Raw genomic sequence first — 14,387 nt, forward strand, 5'->3', positions numbered from 1 at the left:
TGCACAAATGACATTGTATAATTTTCCGGGTCAAAAGTCAACAGGGATTCAAGATGATTTACCTTTGCAAGTCTTCTGCTAAACAGTATACTATAGAAAGGTACTAATCGAAATGTTCGGATAATTTCCTTGTCGGGGAGTGAATGCTGATGCTTGCAGGGTCTATAAATCGTTATACATATGATGTCATGCATCAATTGCTTGTTCAAAAAGCAGAGAATGTTTCCTGGGCCGGTGAAACCCGGCTCTATTTGTCTGATGGAAAAGAGCCCCTTTGTGATTTTGTTCCTTTTTCCGGTGAAGAAGGCGTTGTTTTGGACTCGATCCCTATTGAAGGGGCAGAAGATCTGTTTGTTCATTGTGAAGTGAAAAACACAGAAGTGAGCAGCGCGGTCATTCAAGCGTATCTTCAAGGAATTGCAACGGGTTTTTCTCTCATTCACGACCGTGATCGGTCAAATGAGGAAACAGAGTTAAAAAACAGCAGTCAGGACATTCTTTTTCGGGCGAATCGGCAATTCCACCACTCCAATCATGTCCATGAAGTGTTGAAAGTGATTACGGATGCGTTGACTGAAATGATGCCGGACACGGATATTGAACTTCATCTGGTCAACGATTGGGGCGTTAAAGGGATTTCAGGTATTACGATGATGGATCTTCGTCATGATCAAGATGATTTGGCGAAAAATGTGTACGTCAACGGGCTGAATCAACACGTCCAGGATGAATCGGGCGGGAAGGACTTGTTTTACTCTCCTTTGCCAGGGAGGCAGGGCGTCTATGGAGTAATGAAAGTCTCCCCGCGTTTTGACGTGCCGTTTGATCCGGCAGAACTGGCATTTATGGAAGCCATTGCAGAATTGGGTGGCAATGCGATCGAAAGCACCCATTTATACGAGCAGTCCAGAAAGCATATTAAGGATCTGCAGCTAATAAGCGAGACGACGAAGGCTTTGAACGAGAGTTTAAAAGTCAGCGAAATTCTGCAACTGTTGCGGACGAAATTGACGGCAGCGTTCGGAGCCGACGAAGCACTTTTCGTGATGACCGATGCGAAATGGCAATTGGATTTTGACCTTGATTATTCAAAAAGAAGGCAGCAACTTCTCGATAATCCGGCCATTCAGGCTGTAACTGCGGAAATTCGTGCCACACAACATGAAAAATTCATTGCCGATTGGGAGATGGCTGAAAAATCAGCTCCCTTCGGTTCACTCGTTGGTGTTCCAATGATGCATCAGCAGGACATGATTGGTGTTGTACTGTTGATGGGTCGTGAACGATCATGCTTCAGTTATGATCAGTTTCGCCTGTTGCAATCGTTGGTTCAGCATTCAACGATGGCCTTTGTCAATGCGATGCTTCATGAAGAAATGCAAAAGGTGATGATTACGGACTATTTGACCGGTTTGAACACGAGAGAATATATGGATGCTGAAATCCGGCGGGCCATGCAGCGCGATTACCGGGGCGTGTTTTTGCTTTTCGATGTGGATCATTTCAAGCAAGTCAATGATGTGTACGGTCATTCGATTGGTGACGATGTCCTGATCCAGGTCGCAGAATTAGTCAAACAACTGCCTGCCGACTTTGAGAGCATTGCTGTCCGATGGGGTGGAGAAGAGCTGGCCGTATATCTGATCAATGCCCGTTTATCCGATGGGGTGAAATTGGCGGAGACGATCCGAAGAGAAGTGCAGCGTTTGACCAAGCCTGAAGTAACGGTGTCTTGCGGTGTATCGTGCTGGTCATATGAAAGTCAGCAACAGCCAAAGCTTAAAGATCTCTTCAATCAGGCGGATGACGCCATGTACCGGGCGAAAGCATCCGGTAAAAATACTGTAAAACAGTATCGATAAAGAAAACTTCCTCTACGAAATAAATCATACTTTCCTGAAGTACAAGAAAAGAGCGCCCCCTATATACAAAGGAGGCGCTCTTCATTCATGCTTCAGAAACGCTGAGGCAAATGCTTGCGGTTCACAGCGCGAATCTACTGGGATACCTTCAGGTGCTTTTCAAGAACCTTGACAAAGGCTTCGAGACCGTCCTGATCCTCTGCGGTAAAACGGTTCTTTGAAGGGCTGTCAATATCAAGGACGCCGACTACCTCGCCTTGTAAGATGATTGGAACAACGATCTCACTGTTTGACGCTGCGTCACAAGCAATATGGCCCGGAAACTGATGGACATCCGCGACCCGCTGTGTGGCAACTTCACTGACAGCCGTGCCGCATACCCCTTTCCCTGGTTTGATCCGGACACAGGCGGGCAGGCCTTGAAACGGACCCAGGACGAGTTCATCTTCCCTCATTAAGTAAAAACCGACCCAGTTGACATCATCGAGAAACTGATTCAATAACGCAGAGGCGTTACTGAAATGCGCGATGGGGTCGCGCTCATCACTCAACAGAGCATCGAGCTGGCTGTTCAGCTGGCGGTATTGGTCTGTCAGATCTCCCTGATAGGTTAATTGTTCAAACATCGTTCATTCATCCCTTCTTCCCTTCTAGTAATGGCTTGATTGTAGCATATCCCTGTCCGATACCTGAAGCAGAATGTGCATCGGAGCCGTAAACGAGCGGGATGTCTTTCTCTTGGGCAAGCGAAATCGCGAAGGGCGGCGGATAGGTTTCCTTGCAAAGCGGTTTGACGAGACCGGCGCCGTTTACGTCGAGACGGAACCCTTTTTCTTTGATGGCAAAAAGCACATCCCGGATCTGGTCTTCATCACTGAACGTGCGCTGGAAGTGACTTTGGAATTTATGCACAAGGGAGATATGGCCGATGCTGACAGGACAGGGGAAATGAAGGTTGTTTTTAACGGACTGAAGGACGGTCTGATAGTACAAGCGGTAGAGTGATTGTAAGGAACCTGTAGCCTCTATTCCTGCCGCAAAGGAAGCTTCGTCGAAATCCAGACAGATGAATGAACCGTCAGGCAACTTCAAAAAATGAACGGAGAGGATCAGTTCATCCAGCTGGTGCCCGTGCGCATCGATGAACGTTTGAATCTCGTGCTCAAAGCCTTCAATGAAATCAAGTTCGAGTCCGGAGTGAATGGTGATGTGGTCCTGGTACGCCTTTTTGAGCATTTCCAGCGTCTTGAAATACCGGCTCAGGTCGTCTTTTGCCATCGCGCTGTCCTTATCAGGGACAGGGTCTGTAAAGCCTTCAGGGAGCGGGGCGTGTTCAGTGAATGTGATGGCTTCGAATCCCTGATGAATCGCTTCTTGAACGTATTTTTCCATGTTGTCGGATGATCCATGGGGACAATAGGGACTGTGAATATGGCCGTCTTTTCTCTGCATTTGAACACGCTCCTTAAGTATGTGGTGAATTTGTTGAATTTAACCATTCAGAATGACATTTCATGTGGTATGATAGAAAAAAAGGGAACGAAATGTGACAATACATACATCATCGCCCGATTAATAAGGGAGGTACGGATCCATTGCTCACTGCTATCTATAGTATCATAGGTCTGTTTCTGATTCTAACGATTTACAGCGCCTGGCAGCGCCGTCAACTTTACAAGGAAGTGGACCGACTCGAAAATGAAAAAATACAAATGATGAACGAACCTGTTGCAGAAGAATTAAAGCGTATCAAGGGTCTGACCATGTCCGGCGAAACGGAAGAACGTTTTGAGCAGTGGCGTGAAGAGTGGGATTATATTGTGACGAAGCTCTTGCCGGACATCGAGGAGCGTCTCTTTGACATCGAAGAATTGACGAATAAATACCGCTTTATCCGCGCGAAGAAGAATTGTTCTTTCGTGGAGGAAGAGCTTGCTGCCATTGATAAACGGATGAAAGAAATCATCCATGAGGTGGATGAACTGGTGGACAGCGAGGAGAAGAACCGCGAAGAAGTCCAGGAAGTGATCCGGGAATTCGATCACGCCAGACATCAGTTGATGGAACAAAAAGCATCTCTTGGCGGCGCTTCGGAAACGTTTTCGCTCAGACTGTCTGATCTCGAAGAGAACTTCAACCTTTTTGAGGAACACACTGAACAAGGGAATTATCTTCAGGCAAGAGAAATTCTTCTGAAAACGAGGCAGGATATACAGCGAGAGGCTGCCTTGATGGAAAGTGTGCCGCAATACCTCCTGCGGATGGAAAAAGAGTTGCCGAAAAAACTTGATGATATCGAGAACGGCATGAAAGACATGGAAGAGGATGGGTACAACCTGAAACATTTCTCCATTACTTGGCAGATCAATGAAATCCGCCAGCGGATTATCGCGCTTTTGCCTTTGGTTGAACGTCTTCAATTGGATGACGTCGATGCACCGCTCGAAAAGGTAGATCAGGAAATCGAAGACATTTATGAAACCCTCGAGCAGGAAGTACTTGCAAGGGAGACGTGCCGTTCGAAAGTTCCTGCTTTACAGGAGAAAGTAGAGTCCATGCCGGAGCTTCTGGATGGCTTGCGGTCGGAAATCGAAACCATTAAATTAAATTATCAGTTGGACGATGCACAGGAAAAAGAGGCGCTCTCTTTCGAACAGAAAGAGAAAGATGTGACCGGTCGTTTCCGGGCACTCGAAGAAGCTTATGAAAATCAAAAACAATCCTTTACGTCTCTTCAAAAGCAGTTTGCTGAATGTGAAGAAGATTGCGATAAGCTCATGGACGCTGTTCAGTTGATGAAAGATAACTTCCAGGAAATGCGGGCAGATGAACATAAAGCAGCTCAGGAACTCCTGAGTGCCAAACGGCAGATCCAACAAGCTGAAAAACGGATCAATAGAAGCAATTTGCCGATGATTCCTGAAAATGTACACGTCCATATAGAGGATGCGAAAGAGCGTGTGGAAGACGCGAGACGGGAATTATCCGAAGTCCCTGTCGCGATGAAAAGGGTAAATGAAAAAACAGAGATTGCGAAAAAAGATGCAGCGGAAAGTGAAGACCTTGTGGATCATATCATTAAGCAGGCCGGACTTGCCGAACGGGTCATTCAATATGGGAACCGCTATCGCAGTCAAAGTGACCATGTTCAGATCAATCTGCTGAAGGCCGAGGACCGGTTCCGGACAGGGCTGTTTGATGAAGCCGTACAACTCTCTTTAGAAGCAGTCAGCTTCGTAGAACCGCGTGCGGCAGAGAGGCTCCAGGAAGAGGCCTATTCTAAATCCTCCTAAGACTGTCGGGAGATAAAGGAGCTGAATGAAACGATGGTTGCTAAAGAAAAAGGAGTAATTGGTGGAGTGGCTATCGTGGCTGCGTCCATATGGGGTTTTCTGCTGTTTACGATTTTTTCTGGCCCGGATGAACTGGATACGATGGAGGGTGCCGGATCAGAAGATGACGGCGTTCCTGAAATGTTTGAGGAAGCACTTGATGCAGAAAATGGCATGTCGCCAGCGGATCAAGAGGAGGCATCAGCTTTGGATGATCCAGGTGAAGAAGATACACCCCGGATGCCTGAGGAGGATTCAACCGGTATCAATGAGGACCTGGTTGAAGAGGAACAGGGCATGTCGGGGACAGAGGGGCACTTGATACGTGAACGGGGTATTCGCCCGGGAGATTTTCCGGACATTGCATCCGTAGACGCTGTCCTTGAGCGGATAGAGGAAGAAGAATAGGAGCTTGAATGATCGTGCACAGCGGTTCACTGCTGTGCACGATCGCTGTTAAACGAACAATACGAAAGTGTATAAGGAGGAATTTATTTTGGCGACTCTCTATCGTAACGGAACCATTCGGACACTGTTGACTGCGGAGGATATGGCGGAAGCGTTGATCACACAGGAAGGGAAGATTCTGGCCGTTGGATCTGAAGACGAACTGATGGAACAATACGGTGCTATCATTTCCCGGGAAATCAATTTGGAGGGAGGTTGCCTGTATCCCGGATTCACAGATAGCCATTTGCACATGATTGGCCATGGGGAGCGTTTGTTAACACTTGATCTCTCAGACGCCGGATCGCTGGATGAAGTAAAGGAACGCCTGATAAACCGAGCGAATACCGTTCCGGTTGGCGACTGGGTCATTGGCGAAGGATTTAATGAAAACCTGTTTGCGGATGCACAGATTCCGGATCGGCGGATTCTGGACGAAGTGAGCCGTGATCACCCGATTCTCATTACCCGCATCTGCAGGCATGCGGTTTCCGTGAATTCCAAAGCGCTGGACATCGCAGGCGTACATACAGGGACACAGGACCCTTCCGGCGGGCGGATTGAACGTTATCAAGATGGTGAACCGACAGGCTATCTCCACGATCAGGCACAGGAACTGGTGAAATACTGTTTGCCGTCACATAAATTTGCTGATATTGAACGCACCCTGACAACGTCTTTGGAAGATCTGTTTGCTAACGGGTATACCGGTGGCCACACGGAAGATCTGTTTTATTACGGGAACCCTGTCGAAACGGTGCGGGTATTTGAAAAAGTGGTCGACGGATCGAACCGGAAATTCCGTACGAATTTACTCGTTCACCACGAAGCAGCAAAAGTGGTATTTGATACGTATCCGAATGGGCCGGATTCGGACTTTCTCGATTTCGGGTCCGTGAAGATTTTTACCGATGGTGCACTTGGAGGGAGAACCGCCTATCTCAGTGAACCTTATGCAGATGATGAATCAACCTGCGGCGTTGCCATTCATACGCAAGAACAGCTGACAGCACTTGTTCACCTGGCCAGAAGCTACCAGATGCCAGTGGCGATTCATGCCATCGGCGATCAGGCATTGGCTGAGACGCTGACGGCTCTCGAAGAAGAACCGCCGCCCCGCGGAGCACTGGACCGGATCATTCATGCGCAGATCCTCCGTCCGTCGTTGATTGAACAGATGAAACGTTTGCCGGTAGCTCTTGATATTCAGCCTCGCTTCACGGTATCGGATTTCCCATGGGTGGCAAACCGGCTTGGCGCTGAGCGGATACAATCCTGTTATGCATGGAAGACGTTGCTTCATGAAGGATTGATCTGTGCCGGCGGTTCGGATGCTCCCATTGAACCGGTGAATCCACTTCTTGGCCTTCATGCTGCGGTAACCAGACGAATGCCAGGAGTGGATCATGAAGGGTATTTGCCCAAAGAGAAATTGACCTTATTCGAGGCGCTGGGCCTTTTCACAAAGGGCGCTGCAGCGGCGATCGGTCATCAAGAGCGCCGGGGCTGGATCAAACCTGGCATGGAGGCTGATTTCACAGTATTGTCGCAGGACTTGTTTATGCTTGAGCCGGATGACTGGCTCAAGGTTCACGCACTGCTGACGGTCGTTGACGACAGCATCATGTACGACAGCCGTGAGGGAACCCGTTCTTGAATGGATCGAATAAAAAGAGAACCCCCGTCATACGGATGAACCGGTCTGACGGGGGCTGATTGAATCAAAGAAACGATCTGCGCACTTTATGCAAAAAGAGATTATCTTTCATACGCAGCGTCTTGATTTTTTTATTTGATACTTTCACTTTAATCTCATGCGAATGACGGATGCTGAGTGCTTCGTTATCCGCACCGATGATGGGATGGTCGTTACCATCCTGGACAATCTTCAGCGTTAATTCCCGATCATGATTCAAAATAAGCGGGGCGCCAAGGGTCCGGTATTGATTGTTGTTAATCGATGCAATCTCTGTCAGCTGCATGCTGGGAAGCTTAGGATCGACAATGGCGCCACTCAGTGAACGGTTATACGCGGTGGAGCCTGTCGGTGTGGAAACGACCATGCCATCGCCCCGGAAGGTTTCGAAATAGAGTCCATCGATATAGACATCGATGGCAAACGTTTTGATGATCTGTGAACGAACGGACAGTTCATTCAGACACTGAAATGATTCGGTTCCATCAACCGATACTTCAAGCGTAGGGTATTGAAGGACTTCTGTTTGATCAGATTGGAGTGCCAATTCAATCTTTTCAAGATCATTTGTGTTAAAATCTGTATAGAATCCCAAGCGACCATCATTGACCCCTACATAGAGGGCATCTTCTCGAAAACCGGTTTTACGGACAGATTGTAAAAAAGTCCCATCTCCACCGAAGCTGGCGATAATATTGGCATCTTTTGGATTTTCAACCAGCTGATAGTCATATTTTCGGCCAATCTCACGGACTTTGTGAATCTTTTCTTCCAGTTCTTCGTCCTTCTTGTAGAACAGAAAAGCATTTTTTCGGTTTGTCATGTCATCAACGTCCTTTCGTAGTCAGTGCTTTAGGTGTGCGATTCTTCGACAACTCTCAGCAAAAATCGCTTACATAATTTAATTCTAACAAATTAGCGGAGCGATTGCTGAACATTTTAAGATTGGTGAGGTGTTTTTTTATGAATGTGAAACGTTGGGTAGCACTCGGTGCTGCAGTATTATTGTTTGTCGTTTCAGGTTTTTTTACGTTAGGTATGCAAAATTTCGGGCAGGACTTTGAACAAATGATGTCCATTGATCGTGAATTTGGCGAACAGGTGATAGAGCAGGGAACGACCCCTGGTAAGTTAGCAGTGATTCAAGTGGAGGGTACGATTCAGGATGGCGGCGCGGGAGGTCTGTTCAGCGTCGGCTATGATCATCAGCAGACCCTCCGGATGCTCGAACACGCAGGCGAAGACCCGGAAGTGCACGGTGTGATTTTGCAGGTGAATACGCCAGGAGGTGGCGTGGTTGAATCCGATGAGTTGCACGAACGGATTGTAACGATTCAAGAGGAGTTTGAAAAGCCGGTTTATGCCGTGATGGGCGGTCAGGCTGCCAGCGGCGGCTACTACATTTCCGCTCCTGCGGAAAAGATTTACGCCAATGCACAGACCTTCACCGGTTCCATCGGTGTGATTATCCAGTCTGTGAATGCAGCAGGTCTGGCAGAAGAATGGGGTGTATCCCTCGAGACGTTCACCAGCGGTGAATTTAAGGATATTCTGAACCCAACCAGGGATATTACCGAGGCAGAACGTGAGTTATTGGATGAAATCGTTATGGATTCCTATGAGCAGTTCGTGGATGTCGTCGATAACGGACGCGGTAATTTATCGAGAGACGAAGTGTATGAGCTTGCAGATGGCCGGATTTATACAGGAAACCAGGCAGTTGAAAATGGTCTGATTGATGAAATCGGTAACCGCAATCATGCAATTGAAGAAATGATTGAGGAACTTGGACGGGGCGATCTTTCTGTGGTTGAATACGGCGGACCCGCTGGATTCGGTTCGCTTGCCGGATTCGGCAGTCAGCTGATGCCCGGTTCGGAAGCAAGAATGATCGAAGAAGTCATTAACTCTAATGCAGGTGCACGGGTAATGTATCTGTATACGAATTGAGGTGAAGATACATGAGTGAAGAGAACAATACGATTCCCCTGGAAGAAGAACCTGATCAGCGGCCAGAGCCCGCTCGTCATGATCATTTGGATGATTATGAGACGATGACGTTTTACTATGCCGGTTTTTGGATGCGTTTTTGGGCATACCTGGTGGATTTGGTTGTGGCAAGCAGCCTGAGCGGCCTGATTTTGGGCGTCATGTATCTTGCGGCAGATCTTGATCAGCTGACAATTGGGATTTATACAGCAGCAGGAGCGCTTTCTGCGTTGATTTCTTTCTCATATTTTGTCATCCTGACGAAGCTTTGGGGGCAGACCCTCGGCAAAATGGCACTCGGAATCAGGGTGATTCCATTTGAAAATCAGGAATTAAGCTGGACGGATGTCATTTTCCGTGAAGTGATCGGCCGGTTTATCCACCGATCCCTCGTGATTACGAATCTGCTCTATCTCATTGTGGCATTTGCCCCGACAAAGAGAGGGGTTCATGATCGGATCGGAAATTCACTGGTCATTCTCGAACCCCGCAAAGGGTTTACTGTACCGGTGAAAAAGAAGGAAGAAGCATCATAATGGAAGATCAACCAGCCAGTATGTTAAACTGAAAATCGTAGGTAAAATACGAAAAATTCGGGAGAAGGAGCTGACGGTATGACTGTAACATTTAAAGAAAATCCGGTAACATTGAAAGGAACAGAGGTTCAAAAAGGGGAACAAGCACCTGATTTCACAGTACTGGCAAATGATTTGTCAGATGTGAAGCTCTCTGATTTCAACGGAAAAACCAGACTGATCAGCGTTGTACCTTCGATTGATACAGGAGTCTGCGATGAACAGACGCGACGTTTCAATGAAGAAGCATCCAAACTCGATGATGTTGAGATCATCACGATCTCAGTGGATCTGCCGTTCGCGCAGAGACGCTGGTGTGCAGCCGCGGGTGTCGATAACATCCAGGTCACATCTGATCACCGCGATCTTGATTTTGGAATGAAGTACGGTGTTGTCATCGATGAACTGAGATTACTGGCGCGTTCCATTTTTATCGTCGACAAGAACGGTACACTGCAATATAAAGAAGTGGTTCCGGAAGTAACCAATCATCCGGATTATGATCAGGCAATTGCAGCTGCAAAAGAAATGAGCTAATATGATTCTATGGAAAAGCATCGATTATCGATGCTTTTCTTCTGCTTTAAGAAAGGTTAACTTTGTTAAAGGAGTAAAGTAGAAGTGCAACGAAGGCTTTCGCCATCTAACCTTGGCGACAAGCCTGGTTTTCTTTAAGCTTTAACGAATCAAAAAAAGGAAGGCTGAAATAAAATGAACCCAACAACAAAAACAGAAATCATGTATGAAACATTGGACAAAGCAGCGAGTCTCCTCCAGTCAGAACTGGGGATCTTATACCTGGAAGCACTGTCATTGGCAGGGAATCTGATGATTCACCAAAACGAACCGATCAACGGCTTGTCAGAAGACGCTTCAAAACAGGTGGAACAAATCGTCAAAGAGGTGAAGCCGCCCTTCAGCTATGATAAAGAGGAAGGACGAAGAGCGCTGCAACTGGCAGTCCTGAAAGGGATGAAAGAAGCGACACAGCCTCACCATGCAATGACACCGGATGCGGTGACGGTGTTCGCCGGTTTTCTCGTGAGTCAATTATTGCAAAAAGAAGCAGACAAAACGCAAAAAATCTTTGATCCTGCAGCCGGAGCGGGAAATCTGTTGACAGGTGTCATGAATCAGCAGTCTGCCCCGGTAGCAGGGATCGGTGTGGAAGCAGATGAAACCCTGGCTAATCTATTGTTTATAAACAGTGGCGTGCAAGGACTGGACCTTGCGGGTGTTCATGATGATTCGGTCAAAATGGATCGACTGGACGACCGGGTGGACCTCGTAGTCTCAGATCTGCCGGTTGGCTACTATCCTGATGAACAGGTGATCGATGGATTTCAGACGAAGGCACAAGGTACACCGACGTATGTGCATCACCTTCTGATCGAAAAAAGTCTGCGACAGGTGGAAGAAGGCGGATTTCTGTTATTTTTGATCCCGAACACCTTATTCCAATCCGAGCAGGCAGATATACTGCAAGCTTATTTAAAAGACTCGGCAGTCATTTATGCGTTACTGCAATTGCCAGAGACCATGTTTAAAGCAAAGGAGCAACAGAAGAGTTTTCTTTTGCTGCGAAAGAAGAAAACAGGTATGACGGTACCGAAACAGGCACTGCTTGCAGAGATGCCATCATTCAGCCGTAAAGAGGCTCTTCAGGACATGACCCGTCAAATCTCTGATTGGATCAGTGATCATTTGTCATAAAATGTTCACATTGGTATCTGTTACGGTCTGCACAAGTCTGTATTTGTACAGAAAACCCAATGGGAGAACTGAATCACAGGAATGGCAATGGTTTCATGGGGAATCTGTGTTATAGTCTTTGGGACAGTCGGCGATGAAACAGAGGTTGCAAACTTCTTTTTTAAGTGTTTTAATTAATAGTGGTTATACGTGAACAATCGAGAGTGTGTCCGCTGGTCAATTGAAATAAAATAAAAAAGGAGCGAATCATTTATGTCTAAAATTATGGCGATAAACGCCGGAAGTTCATCCTTGAAGTTTCAACTTCTCGAAATGCCGGAAGAGAAGATTGTCACAAAGGGAATTGTAGAGCGAATCGGAATGAACGATGCGGTCTTCACCATCGAAGTAGAGGGTGATAAAAAGAAAGATACAACAGCGATTGACGATCATGCCAAAGCTGTCGAAATTCTGCTGGATAAGCTGATCAGTTTAGGGATTATCAACTCGCTTGATGAAATCGAAGGCATCGGTCACCGTGTTGTTCACGGCGGGGAAAAATTCAATGATTCCGTTTTGATTACAGAAGATGTCATCAACGGCATTGATGAAGTATCTGATCTGGCGCCGCTGCATAATCCTGCAAATCTCGTCGGGATCAATGCATTTCGTAAAATTTTGCCGAATGTCCCGTCAGTCGCTGTGTTTGATACAGCATTTCATCAGACGATGCCTGAAGATTCTTACCTTTACAGTCTGCCTTATGAATATTACGAAAACTACGGCATTCGTAAGTACGGTTTTCATGGCACATCACATAAGTATGTTTCCGAACGTGCAGCCGATATGCTCGGGCGCCCGGTGGAAAATCTTCGCCTGATTTCCTGTCACCTTGGTAACGGTGCAAGTATTGCGGCGATTGAAGGCGGCAAGTCTGTGGATACGTCAATGGGCTTTACACCACTTGCCGGTGTGACAATGGGAACGCGCTCCGGTAACATCGACCCTTCCCTGATTCCGTATATCATGGATAAAGCAAACATGACCGCAGAAGAAGTAATGGATGTTCTGAATAAAAAATCCGGTATGCTTGCGCTCTCCGGATTCTCAAGTGACCTTCGTGATATTGAATTGAAGGCAAAGGATGGCCACGATCGTGCTGCGCTTGCGCTGAATGTCTTCACCTCACGCATCCACAAATACATCGGTTCTTATGCGACACGTATGAGCGGCCTCGATGCGATTATCTTCACTGCAGGTATCGGCGAAAACAGTGACGAAATCCGCTCGAGAGTGCTTCACGGTCTTGAATTTATGGGAGTATATTGGGATCCGATGCTGAACAAGACAAGAGGAAAAGAAGCCTTTATTAACTATCCTCACTCACCGGTTAAAGTCATGGTCATTCCAACGAATGAAGAAGTGATGATTGCCCGTGATACACTTCGGCTCAGCTCGAAATAGTTATTGAGTAAAGAAGAACAGGAACGAAAAAAGGTTCTAAGTCAATTGTTGGGGTAGTGGCATTTTGCCGCTGCCCCTTTATCCTACTTGAAAATGTTCATTTTTGAATTGATGATGCAGTAATACCCGGAATCGGAAACGATCGTATCGTCTGAATCCGAATGCATTCCGTTTGATCACTTTCGTCTGATTGTTTAACCCTTCGATCGGACCGTTTGTATAACCATAGGCAAAGCTGTTCAGGATGGCCACTTTCCAATTTCGGAATGTTTTCAGGACGTCTTGAAACTCTTGCATCTCCGATGCCTCCACGCATTGATAGAACAGATGAAGTTCTTCTTTTACGCTTCGCACATCATGTTGCCCAGCCTGTTTCGCCGTTTCAAACCAATCGCGATAAGCTTCTTTCACTTCATAGGCTTCACGAAGCTCTTCTGACAAAGACAGATAGCGTTGAAGATACCAGTGTTGTTTCTCCGTTAAGTCTTGCGCGTGTTTATGAAAAACATGCTTCATCCGTTTACACTTTTTCCGATCATATTCGTGGAATTCCTTCTGTACACGGCGCCGAATCCGGTCCAGCGCCCAATAGATATAACGGCAGAAATGAAACCGGTCGGCGACAATAACAGGTTTGCCCAATGCCTGGTCTACCGCTGATTTAAAGGAATGGCTCATGTCCATAACCACGATCCGGACTTGACTGCCTTTCTGTTGTAAATAACGTTTGACGGTTTGGACCGCACGGTCCGGCAAAATATCCAATGGTTTTCCTGTCAAACCATCTGCAATCATGACTTGATATTTCCCTTTTTCGGTGTCTCCCTTATACTCATCGATGGCAATGACCGAAGGGAGTTCCTTCACCTCCGACAACATAGGGGCAGCGATCTGATCGAACCTTCTCATCACGGTGGTCGGAGACGTATGAAACTGTCTGGCCGTGTCCGTGAAATTCTTTCCCTGGATCACACGGAGTCCCAACGCCTGATTCCATTCCAAAGTGTGTCGTTGGTAACGCTCCACCAGTTTAATCTGTTCAGAAAATCGCTTGCCGCATCGGCACACGTAACGTCTTCGACGATAGAACAAGACCGTAGGTCGTTCCCACATCTTCAGGTGTTGCACCTTCTGGATCCGGTAATCATGGACTTTACTCGTCCATTCAGAACAACATGGGCACCTGTGCGGCTCACGTTCCATCTCGATATGAATGTGTACTTCCCCATCAACAATGGCTGTTTTCGTGACGATCGCTTCTTCTAACCCCGGAAAATTCATGTTAAAATCAGTAGTATGCACGCAGATCCTCTCCTTCACTTTGTTTCTC

General features: G+C 46.9%; 13 protein-coding genes. 9 read left to right on the forward strand and 4 right to left on the reverse strand.

The features are described 5' to 3' along the window. Window positions 1-149: 149 nt before the first annotated feature. Window positions 150-1,862 carry a GGDEF domain-containing protein gene (locus BBEV_RS04295; RefSeq protein ID WP_069364341.1) on the forward strand — a complete coding sequence of 571 codons (1,713 nt, stop codon included), beginning with the start codon at window positions 150-152 and terminating at the stop codon, window positions 1,860-1,862. 134 nt (window positions 1,863-1,996) lie between these two features. On the opposite strand, the gene BBEV_RS04300 is transcribed toward BBEV_RS04295, so the two are convergent. Next, complete coding sequence (locus BBEV_RS04300; protein WP_069364342.1) at window positions 1,997-2,488, reverse strand: GAF domain-containing protein; 492 nt, start codon at window positions 2,486-2,488, stop codon at window positions 1,997-1,999. 7 nt (window positions 2,489-2,495) lie between these two features. After that, complete coding sequence (hisJ, locus tag BBEV_RS04305) at window positions 2,496-3,314, reverse strand: histidinol-phosphatase HisJ (protein ID WP_069364343.1); 819 nt, start codon at window positions 3,312-3,314, stop codon at window positions 2,496-2,498. A 143-nt stretch (window positions 3,315-3,457) separates the two neighbouring features. On the opposite strand from hisJ, the gene BBEV_RS04310 reads away from it, so the two are divergent. From BBEV_RS04310 to BBEV_RS04320, 3 genes are all read left to right on the forward strand, one after another. After that, window positions 3,458-5,155 carry a septation ring formation regulator EzrA gene (locus tag BBEV_RS04310; RefSeq protein ID WP_069364344.1) on the forward strand — a complete coding sequence of 566 codons (1,698 nt, stop codon included), beginning with the start codon at window positions 3,458-3,460 and terminating at the stop codon, window positions 5,153-5,155. A 33-nt stretch (window positions 5,156-5,188) separates the two neighbouring features. Then, window positions 5,189-5,602 (forward strand): hypothetical protein, encoded by a 414-nt coding sequence (locus tag BBEV_RS04315; RefSeq protein WP_069364345.1) that lies wholly within the window; start codon window positions 5,189-5,191, stop codon window positions 5,600-5,602. A gap of 88 nt (window positions 5,603-5,690) precedes the next feature. Beyond that, the gene (locus tag BBEV_RS04320) at window positions 5,691-7,298 is read left to right on the forward strand and encodes an amidohydrolase (RefSeq protein ID WP_069364346.1); all 1,608 of its coding nucleotides are present in this window, start codon (window positions 5,691-5,693) and stop codon (window positions 7,296-7,298) included. A 64-nt stretch (window positions 7,299-7,362) separates the two neighbouring features. On the opposite strand, the gene BBEV_RS04325 is transcribed toward BBEV_RS04320, so the two are convergent. Then, window positions 7,363-8,160 carry an NAD kinase gene (locus BBEV_RS04325; protein WP_069364347.1) on the reverse strand — a complete coding sequence of 266 codons (798 nt, stop codon included), beginning with the start codon at window positions 8,158-8,160 and terminating at the stop codon, window positions 7,363-7,365. Window positions 8,161-8,300: 140 nt separating this feature from the next. On the opposite strand from BBEV_RS04325, the gene sppA reads away from it, so the two are divergent. The 5 genes from sppA (at window position 8,301) to BBEV_RS04350 (ending at window position 13,057) form a co-directional block, all read left to right on the forward strand. After that, the gene (gene sppA / locus BBEV_RS04330; protein WP_069364348.1) at window positions 8,301-9,287 is read left to right on the forward strand and encodes a signal peptide peptidase SppA; all 987 of its coding nucleotides are present in this window, start codon (window positions 8,301-8,303) and stop codon (window positions 9,285-9,287) included. A gap of 11 nt (window positions 9,288-9,298) precedes the next feature. Further along, complete coding sequence (locus BBEV_RS04335) at window positions 9,299-9,862, forward strand: RDD family protein (RefSeq protein ID WP_084007215.1); 564 nt, start codon at window positions 9,299-9,301, stop codon at window positions 9,860-9,862. Window positions 9,863-9,940: 78 nt separating this feature from the next. Beyond that, window positions 9,941-10,438, forward strand: coding sequence for a thiol peroxidase (tpx, locus tag BBEV_RS04340; protein ID WP_069364349.1), 498 nt, complete (start codon window positions 9,941-9,943; stop codon window positions 10,436-10,438). A 174-nt stretch (window positions 10,439-10,612) separates the two neighbouring features. Continuing rightward, window positions 10,613-11,614: a class I SAM-dependent methyltransferase gene (locus tag BBEV_RS04345; protein ID WP_069364350.1), complete on the forward strand. Its 1,002-nt coding sequence runs from the start codon at window positions 10,613-10,615 to the stop codon at window positions 11,612-11,614. Between the two features lie 252 nt (window positions 11,615-11,866). After that, the gene (locus BBEV_RS04350; RefSeq protein ID WP_069364351.1) at window positions 11,867-13,057 is read left to right on the forward strand and encodes an acetate kinase; all 1,191 of its coding nucleotides are present in this window, start codon (window positions 11,867-11,869) and stop codon (window positions 13,055-13,057) included. A 78-nt stretch (window positions 13,058-13,135) separates the two neighbouring features. On the opposite strand, the gene BBEV_RS04355 is transcribed toward BBEV_RS04350, so the two are convergent. Continuing rightward, a complete protein-coding gene (locus BBEV_RS04355) occupies window positions 13,136-14,338 on the reverse strand; it encodes an ISL3 family transposase (protein ID WP_069366590.1) in 1,203 nt (400 codons plus the stop codon). Window positions 14,339-14,387 lie beyond the last annotated feature (49 nt).

Source organism: Salisediminibacterium beveridgei, from assembly GCF_001721685.1.
Lineage (GTDB): Bacteria > Bacillota > Bacilli > Bacillales > Salisediminibacteriaceae > Salisediminibacterium > Salisediminibacterium beveridgei.

Bases quoted from the DNA above. Each gene is read 5' to 3' on its own strand.
- sppA (WP_069364348.1), top strand. From the start codon at position 8,301: ATGAATGTGAAACGTTGGGTAGCACTCGGTGCTGCAGTATTATTGTTT.
- BBEV_RS04350 (WP_069364351.1), top strand. From the start codon at position 11,867: ATGTCTAAAATTATGGCGATAAACGCCGGAAGTTCATCCTTGAAGTTT.
- BBEV_RS04335 (WP_084007215.1), top strand. From the start codon at position 9,299: ATGAGTGAAGAGAACAATACGATTCCCCTGGAAGAAGAACCTGATCAG.
- BBEV_RS04315 (WP_069364345.1), top strand. From the start codon at position 5,189: ATGGTTGCTAAAGAAAAAGGAGTAATTGGTGGAGTGGCTATCGTGGCT.
- BBEV_RS04325 (WP_069364347.1), bottom strand. From the start codon at position 8,160: ATGACAAACCGAAAAAATGCTTTTCTGTTCTACAAGAAGGACGAAGAA.
- BBEV_RS04345 (WP_069364350.1), top strand. From the start codon at position 10,613: ATGAACCCAACAACAAAAACAGAAATCATGTATGAAACATTGGACAAA.
- BBEV_RS04300 (WP_069364342.1), bottom strand. From the start codon at position 2,488: ATGTTTGAACAATTAACCTATCAGGGAGATCTGACAGACCAATACCGC.
- hisJ (WP_069364343.1), bottom strand. From the start codon at position 3,314: ATGCAGAGAAAAGACGGCCATATTCACAGTCCCTATTGTCCCCATGGA.
- tpx (WP_069364349.1), top strand. From the start codon at position 9,941: ATGACTGTAACATTTAAAGAAAATCCGGTAACATTGAAAGGAACAGAG.
- BBEV_RS04355 (WP_069366590.1), bottom strand. From the start codon at position 14,338: ATGAATTTTCCGGGGTTAGAAGAAGCGATCGTCACGAAAACAGCCATT.
- BBEV_RS04295 (WP_069364341.1), top strand. From the start codon at position 150: ATGCTTGCAGGGTCTATAAATCGTTATACATATGATGTCATGCATCAA.